Annotated in this window: 25 protein-coding genes; all 25 read right to left on the bottom strand. The window is 67.5% G+C overall.

The window, feature by feature from the left end:
* Nucleotides 1–38: 38 nt before the first annotated feature.
* Nucleotides 39–419, bottom strand: a complete 381-nt coding sequence (locus OO57_RS45125) for a stealth conserved region 3 domain-containing protein (RefSeq protein ID WP_234337219.1) — start codon at nt 417–419, stop codon at nt 39–41.
* Nucleotides 383–1,546, bottom strand: a complete 1,164-nt coding sequence (locus tag OO57_RS38320; protein WP_234337218.1) for a stealth family protein — start codon at nt 1,544–1,546, stop codon at nt 383–385. The genes OO57_RS45125 and OO57_RS38320 overlap by 37 nt, the downstream gene beginning before the upstream one ends.
* 162 nt (nt 1,547–1,708) lie before the next feature.
* Nucleotides 1,709–2,161 (bottom strand): 50S ribosomal protein L15, encoded by a 453-nt coding sequence (rplO, locus tag OO57_RS04450; RefSeq protein WP_033250912.1) that lies wholly within the window; start codon nt 2,159–2,161, stop codon nt 1,709–1,711.
* 2 nt (nt 2,162–2,163) lie between these two features.
* On the bottom strand, nt 2,164–2,346 hold the full coding sequence (gene rpmD, locus OO57_RS04445) for a 50S ribosomal protein L30 (RefSeq protein WP_014136270.1): 183 nt from the start codon (nt 2,344–2,346) through the stop codon (nt 2,164–2,166).
* Nucleotides 2,346–2,966, bottom strand: a complete 621-nt coding sequence (gene rpsE, locus OO57_RS04440; protein ID WP_014136271.1) for a 30S ribosomal protein S5 — start codon at nt 2,964–2,966, stop codon at nt 2,346–2,348. Before rpsE ends, rpmD begins: the two co-directional genes overlap by 1 nt.
* A gap of 48 nt (nt 2,967–3,014) precedes the next feature.
* Nucleotides 3,015–3,398 carry a 50S ribosomal protein L18 gene (gene rplR, locus OO57_RS04435; RefSeq protein ID WP_014136272.1) on the bottom strand — a complete coding sequence of 128 codons (384 nt, stop codon included), beginning with the start codon at nt 3,396–3,398 and terminating at the stop codon, nt 3,015–3,017.
* Nucleotides 3,399–3,401: 3 nt separating this feature from the next.
* The gene (rplF, locus tag OO57_RS04430) at nt 3,402–3,941 is read right to left on the bottom strand and encodes a 50S ribosomal protein L6 (RefSeq protein ID WP_033250911.1); all 540 of its coding nucleotides are present in this window, start codon (nt 3,939–3,941) and stop codon (nt 3,402–3,404) included.
* 22 nt (nt 3,942–3,963) lie between these two features.
* Nucleotides 3,964–4,371 (bottom strand): 30S ribosomal protein S8, encoded by a 408-nt coding sequence (gene rpsH, locus OO57_RS04425; protein ID WP_030055831.1) that lies wholly within the window; start codon nt 4,369–4,371, stop codon nt 3,964–3,966.
* Nucleotides 4,372–4,637: 266 nt separating this feature from the next.
* A complete protein-coding gene (locus tag OO57_RS04420) occupies nt 4,638–4,823 on the bottom strand; it encodes a type Z 30S ribosomal protein S14 (RefSeq protein WP_008747480.1) in 186 nt (61 codons plus the stop codon).
* A gap of 3 nt (nt 4,824–4,826) precedes the next feature.
* A complete protein-coding gene (gene rplE / locus OO57_RS04415) occupies nt 4,827–5,396 on the bottom strand; it encodes a 50S ribosomal protein L5 (RefSeq protein WP_030457412.1) in 570 nt (189 codons plus the stop codon).
* Nucleotides 5,396–5,707: a 50S ribosomal protein L24 gene (rplX, locus tag OO57_RS04410; protein WP_030457413.1), complete on the bottom strand. Its 312-nt coding sequence runs from the start codon at nt 5,705–5,707 to the stop codon at nt 5,396–5,398. The genes rplE and rplX overlap by 1 nt, the downstream gene beginning before the upstream one ends.
* A 15-nt stretch (nt 5,708–5,722) precedes the next feature.
* Complete coding sequence (rplN, locus tag OO57_RS04405; protein ID WP_030300391.1) at nt 5,723–6,094, bottom strand: 50S ribosomal protein L14; 372 nt, start codon at nt 6,092–6,094, stop codon at nt 5,723–5,725.
* A gap of 102 nt (nt 6,095–6,196) precedes the next feature.
* Entirely contained in the window at nt 6,197–6,469 is a 273-nt protein-coding gene (gene rpsQ / locus OO57_RS04400; RefSeq protein ID WP_014136278.1) for a 30S ribosomal protein S17, read from the bottom strand.
* Nucleotides 6,469–6,693: a 50S ribosomal protein L29 gene (gene rpmC, locus OO57_RS04395; RefSeq protein ID WP_014136279.1), complete on the bottom strand. Its 225-nt coding sequence runs from the start codon at nt 6,691–6,693 to the stop codon at nt 6,469–6,471. The genes rpsQ and rpmC overlap by 1 nt, the downstream gene beginning before the upstream one ends.
* Nucleotides 6,693–7,112, bottom strand: coding sequence for a 50S ribosomal protein L16 (gene rplP, locus OO57_RS04390; protein ID WP_014136280.1), 420 nt, complete (start codon nt 7,110–7,112; stop codon nt 6,693–6,695). The genes rpmC and rplP overlap by 1 nt, the downstream gene beginning before the upstream one ends.
* 5 nt (nt 7,113–7,117) lie before the next feature.
* Nucleotides 7,118–7,957, bottom strand: coding sequence for a 30S ribosomal protein S3 (gene rpsC / locus OO57_RS04385; RefSeq protein WP_033250910.1), 840 nt, complete (start codon nt 7,955–7,957; stop codon nt 7,118–7,120).
* Entirely contained in the window at nt 7,957–8,304 is a 348-nt protein-coding gene (rplV, locus tag OO57_RS04380) for a 50S ribosomal protein L22 (protein ID WP_033250909.1), read from the bottom strand. Before rplV ends, rpsC begins: the two co-directional genes overlap by 1 nt.
* A gap of 67 nt (nt 8,305–8,371) precedes the next feature.
* Complete coding sequence (gene rpsS / locus OO57_RS04375; RefSeq protein WP_014136283.1) at nt 8,372–8,653, bottom strand: 30S ribosomal protein S19; 282 nt, start codon at nt 8,651–8,653, stop codon at nt 8,372–8,374.
* An 11-nt stretch (nt 8,654–8,664) separates the two neighbouring features.
* Nucleotides 8,665–9,501 carry a 50S ribosomal protein L2 gene (gene rplB, locus OO57_RS04370; RefSeq protein ID WP_033214016.1) on the bottom strand — a complete coding sequence of 279 codons (837 nt, stop codon included), beginning with the start codon at nt 9,499–9,501 and terminating at the stop codon, nt 8,665–8,667.
* 45 nt (nt 9,502–9,546) lie between these two features.
* Nucleotides 9,547–9,864, bottom strand: a complete 318-nt coding sequence (rplW, locus tag OO57_RS04365; RefSeq protein ID WP_033214018.1) for a 50S ribosomal protein L23 — start codon at nt 9,862–9,864, stop codon at nt 9,547–9,549.
* On the bottom strand, nt 9,864–10,541 hold the full coding sequence (gene rplD, locus OO57_RS04360) for a 50S ribosomal protein L4 (RefSeq protein ID WP_033250908.1): 678 nt from the start codon (nt 10,539–10,541) through the stop codon (nt 9,864–9,866). Before rplD ends, rplW begins: the two co-directional genes overlap by 1 nt.
* A gap of 5 nt (nt 10,542–10,546) precedes the next feature.
* Nucleotides 10,547–11,194, bottom strand: a complete 648-nt coding sequence (gene rplC, locus OO57_RS04355) for a 50S ribosomal protein L3 (RefSeq protein ID WP_014136287.1) — start codon at nt 11,192–11,194, stop codon at nt 10,547–10,549.
* Between the two features lie 14 nt (nt 11,195–11,208).
* The gene (rpsJ, locus tag OO57_RS04350; RefSeq protein ID WP_012785157.1) at nt 11,209–11,517 is read right to left on the bottom strand and encodes a 30S ribosomal protein S10; all 309 of its coding nucleotides are present in this window, start codon (nt 11,515–11,517) and stop codon (nt 11,209–11,211) included.
* A 526-nt stretch (nt 11,518–12,043) separates the two neighbouring features.
* Nucleotides 12,044–13,237, bottom strand: a complete 1,194-nt coding sequence (tuf, locus tag OO57_RS04345) for an elongation factor Tu (protein ID WP_030457430.1) — start codon at nt 13,235–13,237, stop codon at nt 12,044–12,046.
* A 206-nt stretch (nt 13,238–13,443) separates the two neighbouring features.
* Nucleotides 13,444–15,549, bottom strand: a complete 2,106-nt coding sequence (gene fusA, locus OO57_RS04340; protein WP_033250907.1) for an elongation factor G — start codon at nt 15,547–15,549, stop codon at nt 13,444–13,446.
* Nucleotides 15,550–15,555: the final 6 nt, after the last annotated feature.

Below are 15,555 nucleotides of genomic sequence, written 5' to 3'. Positions count from 1 at the left end.
GGACCCCCCGTCCTTCCCGTTCCCGTCGCCGACCCTGCTCATCGGGGGCCCCGCTCGTAGCGGCTGCGGGTCGGGAAGTACGCCTCCAACCAGGGCTCCAGCACCGCGTTCTGGGCCGCCATGTCCTCCGGCACGGAGAACGCGTCGTTGACGCAGATGGCGTCCCGGTCGCGCCAGGCGAGCATCCGGGCCAGCCGCTGGGCGAGCTCGGGGTGGGCCAACTGAACGTAGCCGTACCGGAGTGAACTCGGCACCGACCGCCCGGTGAACAGCGCGTAGTAGTGGTGCAGCGAGGAGGTCACCGACAGGTCGGTCATGGCGCGGAACCGGCTGGCCGCCGTCCGGGCCCACTCGGCGGGGAAGCGCTCCGACATCTCGGTCATCACGCTGCGCAGCAGGGCGTAGGGGATGTGGTCCATCGGCTGGGAGTTGACCCGGCCGAAGCACTCCTCCAGCAGCACCCGGTTGTTCTTGCAGGCCGCGTCCACCGGGGTGTCCTCGGCGCTGACCGGCCGTCGATCCGGTGCAGCTGGGACTCGATGGCGTGCGAGTTGAAGGTCGGCAGGTTCGCCGGGTCGGCGAACACCTCCCGGTGGTCGACCACCCGCAGGCCGGGGACGTCCTCGTCCAGCCAGTGCGGGCGCTGGTCGTCGGTGACCACGTACACGTTGCGCACCCAGGGCGCGTTGAGCCGCAGCGAGCGCAGCGAGTACCGCAGTTCGTCGCGGCTGAGGAAGCGGGCGTCGCTCGCCGACTCGGAGTGGTAGACCGCGCCGGAGGCCTCGGCCTTGCGCCGCTGCCAGGCGGGGTCGGTGCCGTCCACCCAGGTGTAGACGAGGTCCACGGGGAAGGTGATGGCGTCGATGCCGGTGCGGTCGAACTCCGCCCGGCTGCGCACCGTGCGGTGGTTGACCGGGTCGGTGCCGTGCGCGGACAGCAGCCGGGTGAACAGGTGCGCGGGCAGCTCCACCGGCGGGCCGTCGGCGGCGACCCGGCCGGCGATCCGGTTGGCCCGCGGCGCGCGCAGCAGGCCGCCGTCCACCGTCCAGAACTCGACCGCGCAGCCGTACTCGTGACCGAGCGCCAGGGTGCCGGTCGGGTCGAGCAGCGGCCAGGACACCTGCAGCACCGGGGTGTCGGCGAACCGGTCCCAGTCGGCCCGGTCGGCGGGGCGCAGGGGCCGCTCCAGCGGGCGCCCGGGCCGGACGGCCGTGGCGAAGGCGCCGGAGCCGTCCGTCCCGGCGGCGAGCGCCGCCAGCGCGGCCGCCCGGCGCGGCTCCGGGACGCCGATCACCGAGCTGCGGTCGTCCACCCCCGGCACGGTGAAGTGCTCGACGCCGGCCGCGTCCAGCAGCGCGGTGACCGCCCGGTGGTTGGCCTCGCGGCCCTCCAGCGGCGTCAGTTCCGGCTTGGTGTGGGCGGTGCGGGGGCGGTCGGGGTGCCACGACCACTGCGGCCCGAGCCAGCTGTGCCCGGGCAGGTCCCACGCTCCCGCGGCCCGCGGCTGCGCGGGTGCCTCGGGGATGACAGCACCCAGCACGGTCACGGCTCCATCGGACGGGCCGGGCAGTCCCCGGCAACGGCGGCCCATCCTAGCCGTCGGCCCCGGCCGGAAGAACAGGCGACGGTGTGCTTCCGAACACATCCGTGCACGAAGAAGGCCCCGGTCCTCCCTCGCGGGAGGACCGGGGCCCGGGTGCTGCGCGCGTCAGAGCAGTTCGGTGACCGAACCGCCGGCCGCGGTGATCTTCTCGGCGGCGGAGCCGGAGACGGCGTCGACCGTCACCTGCAGCGCCACGGCGATGTCGCCCTGGCCGAGGACCTTGACGAGCTCGTTCTTGCGAACGGCGCCCTTCTCGATCAGGTCGGCCACGGTGACCTCGCCACCGTTCGGGTAGAGCTCGGCCAGGCGGTCCAGGTTCACGACCTGGAACTGCTTGTGGGCCGGGTTCTTGAAGCCCTTCAGCTTCGGCAGGCGCATGTGGAGGGGCATCTGGCCACCCTCGAAGCGCTGCGGAACCTGGTAGCGGGCCTTGGTGCCCTTGGTACCACGACCTGCAGTCTTGCCCTTGGAGCCCTCACCGCGACCAACACGGATCTTGTCCTTCTTGGCGCCCGGGGCGGGCTTCAGGTTGTGGAGCTTGATCGGCGAGTCCGACATGATCAGTCCACCTCCTCGACCGTGACGAGGTGGCGAACGGTGTGGACCATGCCGCGGATCTCCGGGCGGTCCTCCTTCACCACGGTGTCGTTCAGCCGCTTCAGGCCGAGCGAACGCAGGGTGTCACGGTGGTTCTGCTTGCTACCGATGTACGACTTGGTCTGGGTGACCTTCAGGCGAGCCATCAGGCGCTCACCCCAGCCGCACGGGCCCGGAGCAGCGCGGCCGGGGCCACGTCCTCCAGGGGCAGGCCACGACGGGCGGCGATCTCCTCGGGGCGCACGAGGCCCTTCAGAGCGGCCACGGTGGCGTGCACGATGTTGATCGCGTTGTCCGAGCCGAGCGACTTCGACAGGATGTCGTGAACGCCGGCGCACTCCAGGACGGCGCGCACCGGACCACCGGCGATGACACCGGTACCGGGGGACGCCGGCTTCAGCAGCACGACGCCGGCGGCCTTCTCGCCCTGGATGGGGTGCGGGATGGTGCCCTGGATACGGGGGACCTTGAAGAAGTTCTTCTTGGCCTCCTCAACGCCCTTGGCGATGGCGGCCGGAACCTCCTTCGCCTTGCCGTAACCGACACCCACGGTGCCGTCACCGTCGCCCACCACGACCAGCGCGGTGAAGCTGAAACGACGACCACCCTTGACAACCTTGGCGACACGGTTGATCGCGACCACGCGCTCGACGTAAGCGGTCTTCTCGGCGACGGGGGCGCCGCCCCGGTCGTCACGCTTACGGTCGCGCCGCTCGCCACCGGTGCCGCCGCCGGCGCCGCTACCGCGGCGCTGGGGTCCAGCCATTGGAATTACCTCTCTCGTTTACGTCCGCCGACAGAGTCGACGAGCGGCTTAGAAGTCGAGCCCGGACTCGCGGGCCGCGTCCGCCAGGGCGGCGATGCGGCCGGCGTACCGGTTGCCCGCGCGGTCGAAGACGACCGACTCGACGCCGGCGGCCTTGGCGCGCTCGGCGACCAGGCTCCCGACCTTCTTGGCCAGCTCGGTCTTGTCGCCCTCGGTGCCCTTGATGGACACGTCGAGGGTGGACGCCGACGCCAGGGTGTGACCCTTGGCGTCGTCGATGACCTGGGCGACCATGTGGCGGTTCGAACGCGTCACGACGAGGCGCGGACGCACCTCGGTGCCGACGACGCGCTTGCGAACGCGAATGGCGCGGCGCTTGCGGGCGGCGTTCTTGTAGGCGTTGCCCTTGCCGATCTTGACAGAGACGCTCATCGCTTACTTACCACTCTTTCCGACCTTGCGGCGGATGACCTCGCCCGCGTACTTGACGCCCTTGGCCTTGTACGGGTCGGGCTTGCGCAGCTTGCGGATCTTCGCGGCGATCTCGCCGACCTTCTGCTTGTCGGTGCCGTCCACGTGGAACTTGGTGGGCGTCTCGACGACGAAGGAGATCCCCTCCGGCGCGGTGACCAGGATGGGGTGGCTGTAGCCCAGCGCGAACTCCATGTCGGAGCCCTTCGCCGTGACTCGGTAGCCGACGCCGCTGATCTCCAGCGACTTGCGGTAGCCCGCGGTCACGCCGGTGATCATGTTCGCCACCAGCGTGCGCGACAGGCCGTGCAGGGCCTTCGACTGACGCTCGTCGTTGGGGCGGGTGACGAGCAGCGTGCCGTCCTCGCCCTTGCCGATCTCGATCGGCGCGGCGACGACGTGGGTGAGGGAGCCCTTGGGGCCCTTCACCGTGACCGTCTGGCCGTCGATGGTGACGTCCACACCAGCGGGAACCTGGATGGGCAGCCGTCCAATGCGCGACATTGCTGTACCTCCGTTTCCCGAATTACCAGACGTAGGCGAGAACTTCTCCGCCTACGCCCTTCTTGGCGGCCTGCTTGTCGGTCAGGAGGCCGGAGGACGTGGAGATGATCGCCACGCCCAGGCCGCCGAGAACCTTCGGCAGGTTGGTGGACTTTGCGTACACACGCAGACCCGGCTTGCTGATGCGCTTGATGCCGGCGATGGAACGCTCGCGGTTGGGACCGAACTTGAGCTCGATGGTCAGCTTCTTGCCGACCTCGCCCTCGACGGGCTCCTCAACCTTGTAGGAGGAGATGTACCCCTCCTGCTGCAGGATCTCGGCGACGTGCGCCTTGATCTTGCTGGCCGGCATCGCCACGGAGTCGTGGTACGCCGAGTTCGCGTTACGCAGACGCGTGAGCATGTCTGCGATGGGGTCGGTCATGGTCATGGTGGCCTCAGGCCTCTCCCGCCGTGGTTTCTCCGCACCAGGTCCCCCTCCGCGCACTCGCTGGAGTGCGAAAGGGGCACAAGCGCAGGGGACCTGCGACGTAGTAAGACTGGGTGTCGCGAGCCCTCTCAGGAAGGCCGCGGGTCGCCCGAAGGGGACGCCGCAGCAGGGGCCCGACCCCAACACCTTACGGGATCCCTCGCGGGAACCCAAAAGGGCCGAGGTCGGGCACACTGCTCGCTGATGTCAGAGCTGGCGGTAAGGGATTACCAGGAGCTCTTGGTCACGCCCGGCAGCTCGCCGCGGTGCGCCATCTCACGGAGGCACACACGGCACAGGCCGAACTTGCGGTACACCGAGTGCGGACGGCCGCAGCGCTGGCACCGGGTGTACGCCCGGACGCCGAACTTCGGCTTGCGCTCGGACTTAGCGATCAGGGCCTTCTTCGCCATGGCTCACGCCTCCTTGAACGGGAAGCCCAGAGCGCGCAGCAGCGCCCGGCCCTCATCGTCGGTCTGAGCGGTGGTCACGACGGTGATGTCCATACCGCGCTGACGGTCGACCTTGTCCTGGTCGATCTCGTGGAACATGACCTGCTCGGTCAGACCGAAGGTGTAGTTGCCACGGCCGTCGAACTGCTTGGGCGAGAGGCCGCGGAAGTCACGGATACGCGGCAGCGCCAGCGACACCAGACGGTCCACGAACTCCCACATGCGGTCACCACGGAGGGTGACGTGAGCACCGATCGGCTGGCCCTCGCGCAGCTTGAACTGCGCGATGGACTTGCGGGCCTTGGTAACGGCCGGCTTCTGACCGGTGATCGCGGTCAGGTCCTTGATGGCACCCTCGATCAGCTTGCTGTCACGGGCGGCCTCGCCGACACCCATGTTGACCACGACCTTGACCAGGCCGGGGATCAGCATGACGTTCTCGTACGAGAACTGCTCGTGCAGCTGACCCTTGACCTCGGAGAGGTACTTCTCCTTGAGGCGGGGGGTCACCTTCTCAACAGTCGTCTCAGACATCAGATGTCCTCACCGGTCCGCTTGGCAACGCGGATCTTGTTGCCCTGGTCGTCAAAGCGGTAGCCGACGCGGGTGACGACCTTCTTGCCGTCCTTCTCCACGACCAGCTGGACGTTGGAGACGTGCACCGGGGCCTCGACGGTCACGATGCCACCCTGGGTGCCGGGGCCCGGCTTGGTGTGCTTCTTGACCCGGTTGACACCCTCGACCAGGACCTTGTTGTCGGCGGGGATGGCCTGGATGACCTTGCCCTGCTTGCCCTTGTCCTTGCCGGTGATGACCTGGACCAGGTCACCCTTCTTGATCTTCATGCTGTTCGCCATGGGTTAGAGCACCTCCGGCGCCAGCGAGATGATCTTCATGAACTTCTTGTCGCGCAGCTCGCGGCCCACCGGGCCGAAGATGCGGGTACCGCGGGGGTCGCCATCGGTGTTCTTGAGAACGACGGCGGCGTTCTCGTCGAAGCGGATGTACGAACCGTCCGGACGACGGCGCTCCTTGACGGTGCGCACGACGACGCACTTCACGACGTCGCCCTTCTTCACCGAACCGCCGGGGATCGCGTCCTTGACGGTGGCGACGATGACGTCCCCGATACCGGCGTAGCGGCGACCGGAGCCACCGAGAACGCGGATGCAGAGAATCTCCTTGGCACCCGTGTTGTCGGCGACGCGCAGTCGCGACTCCTGCTGGATCACAGCTTTCTCCTGATCGTCAACAAGTGTTGACGGGCCGGCCGCTGCTCACACCCGCGCCCCTGGGGGCCTGGTGCACATACGGCCGTACCGCGAACAACCTTGTTACTTGGCCTTCTCGAGGATCTCGACGACGCGCCAGCGCTTCGTCGCGGACAGCGGCCGGGTCTCCATCAGGAGGACACGGTCGCCGACACCGCACGCGTTCTGCTCGTCGTGCGCCTTCAGCTTGTTGGTACGGCGGATGACCTTGCCGTACAGCGCGTGCTTGACGCGGTCCTCGACGGCGACGACGACGGTCTTGTCCATCTTGTCGCTGACGACGAGACCCTCACGGGTCTTGCGGAAACCGCGCGTCTCGTTGGTGTTCTCAGTCATCAGGCGTTCTCCACCGTCTCGATGCCCAGCTCGCGCTCGCGCATCAGGGTGTAGATCCGCGCGATGTCCTTACGGACCAGCCGGAGCCGTCCGTGGTTGTCGAGCTGCCCGGTCGCCGCCTGGAAGCGGAGGTTGAACAGCTCCTCCTTGGCCTCACGGAGCTTGGCAACGAGACCCTCGTTGTCCAGTTCGCGAAGCTCAGCAGCCTTGGTAGCGGCCGACATCAGCTCTCACCGTCCTCGCGCCGAACGATCCGGCACTTCATCGGAAGCTTGTGCGCGGCACGGGTGAGCGCCTCGCGAGCAATCTTCTCGTTCGGGTACGACAGTTCGAACATGACCCGACCCGGGTGCACGTTCGCGATCCACCACTCCGGCGAACCCTTACCGGAACCCATGCGGGTCTCGGCCGGCTTCTTGGTGAGCGGGCGGTCCGGGTAGATGTTGATCCAGACCTTGCCGCCACGACGGATGTGACGGGTGATCGCGATACGAGCGGACTCGATCTGGCGGTTCGTCACGTAGGCCGGGGTCACGGCCTGGATGCCGAACTGGCCGAACGCCAGCTCGGTGCCACCCTTGGAAGCGCCGCGGCGCTTCGGGTGGTGCTGCTTGCGGTGCTTGACCCGACGGGGGATCAGCATTGCGGTCAGGCCTCCGTTCCGGTGTTCTCGGCAGCAGCCGGAGCCTCCACCGCGGCAGCCGGGGCCTGGGCCTCGGCAGCAGCGGCGGGACGACGGCCGCGACCGCCGCGCTCGCCACCACGGCCACCGCGCTCGCCACCGCGGGCGGGACGACCGCCCTCGGGACGGGCCGGACGGTTGCCGGAGCGGGCAGCGGCGTTCTCAGCGCGGACCTCGGCGATGTTCTTGACGTCGCCCTTGTAGATCCAGACCTTCACGCCGATGCGGCCGAAGGTGGTCTTGGCCTCGAAGAAGCCGTAGTCGACGTTCGCGCGCAGGGTGTGCAGCGGCACACGGCCCTCGCGGTAGAACTCCGAACGGCTCATCTCGGCGCCGCCGAGACGACCGGAGCACTGGACCTTGATGCCCTTGGCGCCGGCCTTCATGGTCGACTGCATGCTCTTGCGCATGGCGCGACGGAAGGAGACGCGGGAGGACAGCTGCTCCGCGACGCCCTGAGCCACGAGCTGGGCGTCCAGCTCGGGGTTCTTGACCTCGAGGATGTTCAGCTGGACCTGCTTGCCGGTCAGCTTCTCCAGGTTGCCCCGGATCTTGTCGGCCTCCGCGCCGCGGCGGCCGATCACGATGCCCGGACGGGCGGTGTGGATGTCCACGCGGACGCGGTCACGGGTGCGCTCGATCTCCACCTTCGAGATGCCGGCGCGCTCCATGCCCTTCGTCATGAGACGCCGGATGGCGACGTCTTCCTTGACGTAGTCCTTGTACAGCTTGTCGGCGTACCAGCGGGACTTGAAGTCCGTGCTGATGCCGAGGCGGAACCCGTGCGGGTTAACCTTCTGGCCCATTACCGGGTCCCTTCCTTGCTGCTGACGACCACGGTGATGTGGCTGGTCCGCTTGCGGATCCGGTAGGCACGGCCCTGGGCGCGCGGACGGAACCGCTTCAGGGTCGGACCCTCGTCAACGTACGCCTCGGAGATGTAGAGGTCGTCCACGTTGGAGTGGTTGTAGTTGTGCGAGGCGTTGGCGATGGCGCTGTTGAGCACCTTGCCGACCGGCACAGTGGCAGCCTGCGGAGCGAAACGCAGGACCGCCTGGGCCTCCGTGGCCGGCAGGCCACGGATGAGGTCCACCACGCGGCGGGCCTTCATGGGCGTGACGCGGATGTACCGCGCCTGGGCCCTGGCTTCCATGGTTGTCCCCTTAATGGAGTAAGTCACTTTGTCGTTCTGGCGCTACAGCTCGCGGAGCAAATCGCGATTAGCGACGCTTCGACTTGCGGTCTTCCTTCACGTGCCCCTTGAAGGTGCGCGTGGGAGCGAACTCGCCGAGCTTGTGGCCGACCATCGACTCGGTGACGAACACCGGGACGTGCTTGCGGCCATCGTGAACCGCGATCGTGTGGCCGAGCATGGCCGGGGAGATCACGGAACGACGGGACCAGGTCTTGATGACGTTCTGCGTGCCCGCCTCGTTCTGCACGTCCACCTTCTTCTGAAGGTGGTCGTCGATGAAGGGGCCCTTCTTGAGACTGCGCGGCATCTGACCTGCTCCTAGCGCTTCTTGTTGGTCTTGCGGCGGCGCACGATGAGCTTGTCCGACGCCTTGTTCGGGCGACGGGTGCGGCCCTCGGGCTTGCCCCACGGCGAGACCGGGTGGCGACCACCGGAGGTCTTACCCTCACCACCACCGTGCGGGTGGTCGATCGGGTTCATGGCCACACCGCGGACGGTCGGGCGGACGCCCTTCCAGCGCATACGGCCGGCCTTGCCCCAGTTGATGTTCGACTGCTCGGCGTTGCCGACCTCGCCGACGGTCGCGCGGCAGCGCGCGTCCACCAGGCGGATCTCGCCGGAGGGCATGCGCAGGTGCGCCATGCGGCCCTCACGGGCGAGCAGCTGGATGCCGGCACCCGCGGAGCGGGCCATCTTGGCGCCACCGCCGGGACGGAGCTCCACCGCGTGGATGGTGGTACCGACCGGGATGTTGCGGAGCGGCAGGTTGTTGCCCGGCTTGATGTCGGCGCCGGCGCCGTTCTCGATCCGGTCACCCTGCGCGACGCCACGGGGGGCGATGATGTAGCGCTTCTCGCCGTCCGCGTAGTGCAGGAGCGCGATGCGCGCGGTGCGGTTCGGGTCGTACTCGATGTGAGCGACCTTCGCCGGCACGCCGTCCTTGTCGTGACGACGGAAGTCGATCACGCGGTAGGCGCGCTTGTGGCCGCCACCCTGGTGGCGAGCAGTGACACGACCGGCGTTGTTACGGCCGCCCTTGCTGTGCAGCGGGCGAACCAGCGACTTCTCCGGCGTGGACCGCGTGATTTCGACGAAGTCGGCCACGCTGGAGCCACGACGGCCCGGCGTAGTCGGCTTGTACTTGCGGATACCCATTTCTGTCCTCGTCCTTTACGACGATCGCAGTCCCTGACCCGAGGGTCAGGCGACCGGACCACCGAAGATGTCGATGCGGTTGCCCTCGGCCAGCGTCACGATCGCGCGCTTGGTGTCCTTGCGCTTGCCGAAACCGGTGCGGGAGCGCTTGCGCTTGCCCTGGCGGTTCAGCGTGTTCACGGCCTCGACCTTGACCGAGAAGACCGCCTCGACGGCCTGCTTGATCTGGGTCTTGTTGGCACCGGGAGCCACGACGAACGTGTACTTGTTCTCGTCGAGGAGCGAGTAGCTCTTCTCGGAGATGACCGGCTTGATCAGGACGTCACGGGGGTCCGTGAACGTCTTGGAGGTGATCTCGCTCATCAGGCGGCAGTCCCTTCGAGCTCGCCCTCAGCAGCAACGGCCTTGGCGGACGCGGCCGGACCGGCCACGAAACGCTCGAAGGCGGCCTGGGTGAAGACCACATCGTCGGAGACGAGCACGTCGTAGGTGTTCAGCTGGCCGGCGTCCAGGATGTGCACGTTCGGCAGGTTGCGAGCGGACAGGATGCCCAGCTCGTCCTCGCGCTCGACCACCAGGAGGAGGTTCTTGCGCTCGGAGATCTTGCCGAACAGGACCTTGGCGGCCTTGGTCGACGGAGCCTCGGTCGCGGTCACGCCGGTGACGACGTGGATGCGCTCGTGACGAGCCCGGTCGGTGAGCGCGCTGCGCAGGGCGGCGGCGATCATCTTCTTCGGGGTCCGCTGCGAGTAGTCGCGCGGCACGGGACCGTGCACGACGCCACCACCGGCGAACTGCGGCGCACGGGTCGAGCCCTGGCGGGCGCGGCCGGTGCCCTTCTGGCGGTACGGCTTCTTGCCGCCACCGCGGACCTCGCCACGACGCTTGACCTTGTGGGTGCCCTGGCGAGCCGCGGCGAGCTGCGCCACGACGACCTGGTGCATCAGCGGGACGCTGACCTTGGCGTCGAAGATCTCGGCGGGCAGCTCGAGGCTGCCGGCCTTGTCGCCGGAGGGCGACAGGATGTCAATGGTGCTCATATCCTTCACAGCCCCTTCGCCGCGGTGCGGACGAGGACGAGGCCGCCGTTCGGACCCGGGATCGCGCCCTTGATGAGCAGCAGACCCTTCTCCGCGTCGACCGCGTGCACGGTCAGGTTCTGGGTGGTCACGCGCTCGTGACCCATCCGACCCGCCATGCGCATGCCCTTGAACACGCGACCCGGGGTGGCGCAGCCACCGATCGAGCCGGGCGAGCGGTGCTTGCGCTGGGTGCCGTGACCGGCGCCGAGGCCCTTGAAGTTGTGACGCTTCATGACACCGGCGAAGCCCTTGCCCTTGGAGGTGCCGGTCACGTCGACCTTGACACCCGCCTCGAACAGCTCGGCGGTGATCTCCTGGCCCAGGGTGTACTCGGACGCGTCCGCGGTACGGAGCTCGACCAGGTGGCGGCGGGGGGTGACACCGGCCTTGGCGAAGTGGCCCTGGAGGGGCTTGTTCACCTTGCGGGGGTCGATCTCGCCGAAGCCGATCTGGACGGCGTCGTAGCCGGCCGGGCTGTCGGCGGTGTGGACCTGGGTCACGACATTGGGCCCAGCCTTGACGACGGTCACCGGGACGACCCGGTTGTTCTCGTCCCAGACCTGGGTCATGCCGAGCTTCTCGCCCAGGATGCCCTTAATCTGCTTAGCCATCTTCGGTGCGCCTCTCAGAGCTTGATCTCGATGTCGACGCCCGCCGGCAGGTCGAGACGCATCAGCGAGTCAACCGTCTTCGGCGTGGGGTCGAGGATGTCGATCAGACGCTTGTGAGTGCGCATCTCGAAGTGCTCGCGCGAGTCCTTGTACTTGTGCGGCGAGCGGATGACGCAGTACACGTTCTTCTCAGTGGGCAGCGGCACCGGGCCCGCGACCTGCGCACCAGTACGGATCACCGTCTCGACGATCTTCTTCGCCGAAGAGTCGATGACCTCGTGGTCGTAGGCCTTGAGCCGGATGCGGATCTTCTGTCCCGCCATGGCTACTTCGTAGTCCTTTGTGTCGTACGTCGCTGCACGACTCCCCCTCCGACCCCCGCGCTCGGGCGTGTCGCGCCTGCGCTTGCAAAAAACCGGCGAAACGATCTCGTCGGTTTCGAACTGCTGGGTGAGGTGGAGCCGGGTCGGTACCCCGCACACGCTTCCCGGAAGATTCCCGTACTTTCGCCCCGCAGCTGCCGCGGTGTCGCTTACACACCACTGCACCCACACACAGCACGTGGGAGCATGAACGGCCATTCACGGGAACGACGAGTACGTGGGACTCGCTTCCGGTCCTCCCGGCGGGAGGCGCGCAGCATCGGTACTCAACCGAGCAACTCAGACATCCTGCCACAGAACGCGGGCGATACGCCAATCGGGTTCACCCGCAGGGGTGCACGTCACACCCACTGCGCGGTCGGCAAACCTGTTCGGGAGGGGAAACCGCCGAAAACACCGAGGGCCCGGCCCACCCCCGCGAGGGGATGGGCCGGGCCCTGGAGTTGACCGGAGGTCAGATCGGCAATTACTTGACGATCTTGGTGACCTGGCCGGCGCCGACGGTGCGGCCACCCTCACGGATGGCGAACTTCAGGCCCTCCTCCATGGCGACGGGCTGGATCAGCGCGACGGTCATGGCGGTGTTGTCGCCCGGCATGACCATCTCGGTGCCCTCGGGGAGGGTCACGACGCCGGTCACGTCGGTGGTGCGGAAGTAGAACTGCGGGCGGTAGTTGTTGAAGAAGGGGGTGTGACGGCCACCCTCGTCCTTCGACAGGATGTAGGCCTGGGCCTCGAAGTCGGTGTGCGGGGTGACCGAACCCGGCTTGATGATGACCTGGCCGCGCTCGACGTCCTCGCGCTTGATGCCGCGGAGCAGCAGACCGACGTTCTCACCGGCCTGGCCCTCGTCGAGCAGCTTGCGGAACATCTCGATACCGGTGACCGTGGTGGTGGTCTTGGTGGTCTTGATGCCGATGATGTCGACGGTCTCGTTGACCTTGAGGATGCCGCGCTCGATGCGGCCGGTGACGACGGTGCCACGACCGGTGATCGTGAAGACGTCCTCGATCGGCATCAGGAACGGCTGGTCGGTGAGGCGGGCCGGGGTCGGGATGGCCTCGTCGACGGCGTGCATCAGGCCGAGGAGCTTCTCGCCCCACTCCTTGTCGCCCTCGAGCGCCTTCAGCGCCGAGACGCGGACGACCGGCAGGTCGTCGCCCGGGAACTCGTACTCGGAGAGGAGCTCGCGGACCTCGAGCTCGACGAGCTCCAGGATCTCCTCGTCGTCCACCATGTCGGCCTTGTTCAGGGCGACGACGATGTAGGGGACGCCGACCTGGCGGGCCAGGAGGACGTGCTCCTTGGTCTGCGGCATCGGGCCGTCGGTGGCGGCGACGACGAGGATCGCACCGTCCATCTGGGCCGCACCGGTGATCATGTTCTTGATGTAGTCCGCGTGACCCGGGCAGTCGACGTGGGCGTAGTGACGCGCCTCGGTCTGGTACTCGACGTGCGCGATGGAGATGGTGATACCGCGCTGACGCTCCTCCGGCGCCTTGTCGATCTGGTCGAACGGCGTGAAGGGGTTGATGTCCGGGTACGCGTCGTGCAGCACCTTGGTGATGGCCGCGGTCAGCGTGGTCTTACCGTGGTCGATGTGACCGATGGTGCCGATGTTGACGTGGGGCTTCGTCCGCTCGAACTTCGCCTTCGCCACTGCAGTCCTCCTGAGGACAGTTCTGTACGCCGTACGACGTCAGTTGGTCTGGATCGGGTTTTTGGTAACGGGGCGCTGGTGTCGCGCCCCGTAGCCGTCCCGCGGGTGGGGGTGCCGGAGGGCTCCCGGGCGGAACCCGGACGGGTCGACGCCCGGGTGCCCTCCTTCTAGCCTAAAGGGTCTGATTCATCCCGATTACCGGGACGTCACTCGCCCTTGGCCTTGGCGATGATGTCGTCCGCCACGTTCCGCGGAACCTCGGCGTACGAGTCGAACTGCATCGAGTAGCTCGCGCGACCAGAGGTCTTGCTGCGCAGGTCACCGACGTAGCCGAACATCTCGGAGAGCGGCACCAGCGCCTTGACGACGCGGGCACCGTGACGCTCCTCCATGGCCCGGATCTGGCCACGGCGGGAGTTGATGTCGCCGATCACGTCGCCCATGTAGTCCTCGGGGGTGGTGACCTCGACGGCCATCATCGGCTCGAGCAGAGCCGGCGACGCCTTCCTGGCACCTTCCTTGAACGCCATGGAACCGGCGATCTTGAACGCCAGCTCGGACGAGTCGACGTCGTGCGACGCACCGTCGAGCAGGCTGACGCGGACGCCCTGGAGCGGGTAGCCGGCGAGCACGCCGAACTCCATGGCCTCCTGGCAACCGGCGTCGACCGAGGGGATGTACTCCTTCGGAACGCGGCCACCGGTGACCTTGTTCACGAACTCGTAGCCCTCGCCGGACTCCAGCGGCTCGATCGCGATCTGGATCTTCGCGAACTGGCCGGAACCACCGGTCTGCTTCTTGTGCGTGTAGTCGATGCGCTCGACGGCCTTGCGGATCGTCTCGCGGTACGCCACCTGCGGCTTGCCGACGTTGGCCTCGACCTTGAACTCGCGGCGCATGCGGTCGACCAGCACCTCGAGGTGCAGCTCGCCCATGCCGGCGATGATCGTCTGGCCGGTCTCCTCGTCGGTGTTGACCTGGAAGGACGGGTCCTCCTCGGCCAGGCGCTGGATGGCGACACCCAGCTTCTCCTGGTCGCCCTTGGACTTGGGCTCGATCGCGACGCGGATGACCGGGGCCGGGAAGTCCATGGACTCCAGGATGACCGGCTGCTTCTCGTCGGACAGCGTCTCACCGGTGGTGGTCTGCTTGAGGCCCATGACGGCGATGATGTCGCCGGCGCCCACCGAGTCGATCTCCTCACGCTTGTTCGCGTGCATGCGGTAGATCTTGCCGATGCGCTCCTTCTTGCCCTTGACGGAGTTCAGCACCGAGGTGCCGGACTCCAGGCGGCCGGAGTACACGCGGACGAAGGTGAGCTTGCCCAGGTGCGGGTCCGACATGATCTTGAACGCGAGCGCGGCGAGCGGCTCGTCGTCCGAGGCCTGGCGGACGATCTTCTCGTCGGGGTTGTTCGGCTTGGTGCCCTCGATGCCCTCGATGTCGAGGGGCGACGGAAGGTACTTCACCACCGCGTCGAGCAGGGGCTGGACGCCCTTGTTCTTGAACGCCGAGCCGCAGAAGATCGGGGTGAAGTCCGAGTTCAGCGTGCCCTTGCGGATCGCGGCGACCAGCAGCTCCTCGGGGATGTCCTCGCCCTCCAGGGCGAGCTCCATCACCTCGTCGCTGACGTTCGACACGGTGTCGATCAGGGCCTCGCGGTACTCCGCGGCCTGCTCGGCGAGGTCGGCCGGGATGTCGACGGTGTCGTACATCTCGCCCTTGGGCGCGTCGGCCGAGTAGACCAGGGCCTTCATCTTCACCAGGTCGACGACGCCGGTGAAGTCGGCCTCGGCACCGATCGGCAGCTGCATGACCAGCGGGGTGGCGCCGAGGCGGTCCACGATGGTCTGCACGCAGAAGAAGAAGTTGGCGCCCGTGCGGTCCAGCTTGTTGATGAAGCAGATGCGCGGGACGCCGTAGCGGTCAGCCTGCCGCCACACGGTCTCGGACTGGGGCTCGACACCGGCGACGCCGTCGAACACCGTCACGCCACCGTCGAGCACGCGCAGCGAGCGCTCCACCTCGACGGTGAAGTCGACGTGGCCCGGGGTGTCGATGATGTTGATGGTGTTGTCGACGCCGTCGAGGGTCCAGTGACAGGTCGTCGCGGCCGACGTGATGGTGATGCCGCGCTCCTGCTCCTGCTCCATCCAGTCCATCGTGGCAGCGCCGTCGTGGACCTCACCGATCTTGTACGAGACACCGGTGTAGAACAGGATCCGCTCGGTGGTGGTGGTCTTGCCCGCGTCGATGTGCGCCATGATCCCGATGTTGCGGACCTTGGCGAGGTCAAGGGAGGTTGCAGCCATGGTGGC

Origin of the sequence: Kitasatospora phosalacinea, from assembly GCF_000717185.1 — a bacterium.
GTDB lineage: Bacteria > Actinomycetota > Actinomycetes > Streptomycetales > Streptomycetaceae > Kitasatospora > Kitasatospora phosalacinea_A.
The sequence above is the reverse complement of the archived record's forward strand: the minus strand, read 5'-3'. Positions and strand labels throughout refer to the sequence as shown.

Coding starts and splice junctions, on each gene's coding strand:
- rplF (WP_033250911.1), bottom strand. CDS start 3,941: ATGTCGCGCATTGGACGGCTGCCCATCCAGGTTCCCGCTGGTGTGGAC.
- rpmD (WP_014136270.1), bottom strand. CDS start 2,346: ATGGCTCGCCTGAAGGTCACCCAGACCAAGTCGTACATCGGTAGCAAG.
- OO57_RS45125 (WP_234337219.1), bottom strand. CDS start 419: ATGGACCACATCCCCTACGCCCTGCTGCGCAGCGTGATGACCGAGATG.
- rplP (WP_014136280.1), bottom strand. CDS start 7,112: ATGCTGATCCCCCGTCGGGTCAAGCACCGCAAGCAGCACCACCCGAAG.
- rplO (WP_033250912.1), bottom strand. CDS start 2,161: ATGTCGGACTCGCCGATCAAGCTCCACAACCTGAAGCCCGCCCCGGGC.
- rplW (WP_033214018.1), bottom strand. CDS start 9,864: ATGAGCGAGATCACCTCCAAGACGTTCACGGACCCCCGTGACGTCCTG.
- rplE (WP_030457412.1), bottom strand. CDS start 5,396: ATGTCTGAGACGACTGTTGAGAAGGTGACCCCCCGCCTCAAGGAGAAG.
- rplB (WP_033214016.1), bottom strand. CDS start 9,501: ATGGGTATCCGCAAGTACAAGCCGACTACGCCGGGCCGTCGTGGCTCC.
- rpsS (WP_014136283.1), bottom strand. CDS start 8,653: ATGCCGCGCAGTCTCAAGAAGGGCCCCTTCATCGACGACCACCTTCAG.
- fusA (WP_033250907.1), bottom strand. CDS start 15,549: ATGGCTGCAACCTCCCTTGACCTCGCCAAGGTCCGCAACATCGGGATC.
- rpsJ (WP_012785157.1), bottom strand. CDS start 11,517: ATGGCGGGACAGAAGATCCGCATCCGGCTCAAGGCCTACGACCACGAG.
- rpsQ (WP_014136278.1), bottom strand. CDS start 6,469: ATGACTGAGAACACCAACGAGACGCGCGGTTTCCGCAAGACCCGTGAG.
- rplR (WP_014136272.1), bottom strand. CDS start 3,398: ATGAGCGTCTCTGTCAAGATCGGCAAGGGCAACGCCTACAAGAACGCC.
- rplC (WP_014136287.1), bottom strand. CDS start 11,194: ATGGCTAAGCAGATTAAGGGCATCCTGGGCGAGAAGCTCGGCATGACC.
- rplD (WP_033250908.1), bottom strand. CDS start 10,541: ATGAGCACCATTGACATCCTGTCGCCCTCCGGCGACAAGGCCGGCAGC.
- rplX (WP_030457413.1), bottom strand. CDS start 5,707: ATGAAGATCAAGAAGGGTGACCTGGTCCAGGTCATCACCGGCAAGGAC.
- rpsE (WP_014136271.1), bottom strand. CDS start 2,966: ATGGCTGGACCCCAGCGCCGCGGTAGCGGCGCCGGCGGCGGCACCGGT.
- rplV (WP_033250909.1), bottom strand. CDS start 8,304: ATGGAAGCCAGGGCCCAGGCGCGGTACATCCGCGTCACGCCCATGAAG.
- OO57_RS04420 (WP_008747480.1), bottom strand. CDS start 4,823: ATGGCGAAGAAGGCCCTGATCGCTAAGTCCGAGCGCAAGCCGAAGTTC.
- rpmC (WP_014136279.1), bottom strand. CDS start 6,693: ATGTCGGCCGCTACCAAGGCTGCTGAGCTTCGCGAACTGGACAACGAG.
- rpsH (WP_030055831.1), bottom strand. CDS start 4,371: ATGACCATGACCGACCCCATCGCAGACATGCTCACGCGTCTGCGTAAC.
- rpsC (WP_033250910.1), bottom strand. CDS start 7,957: ATGGGCCAGAAGGTTAACCCGCACGGGTTCCGCCTCGGCATCAGCACG.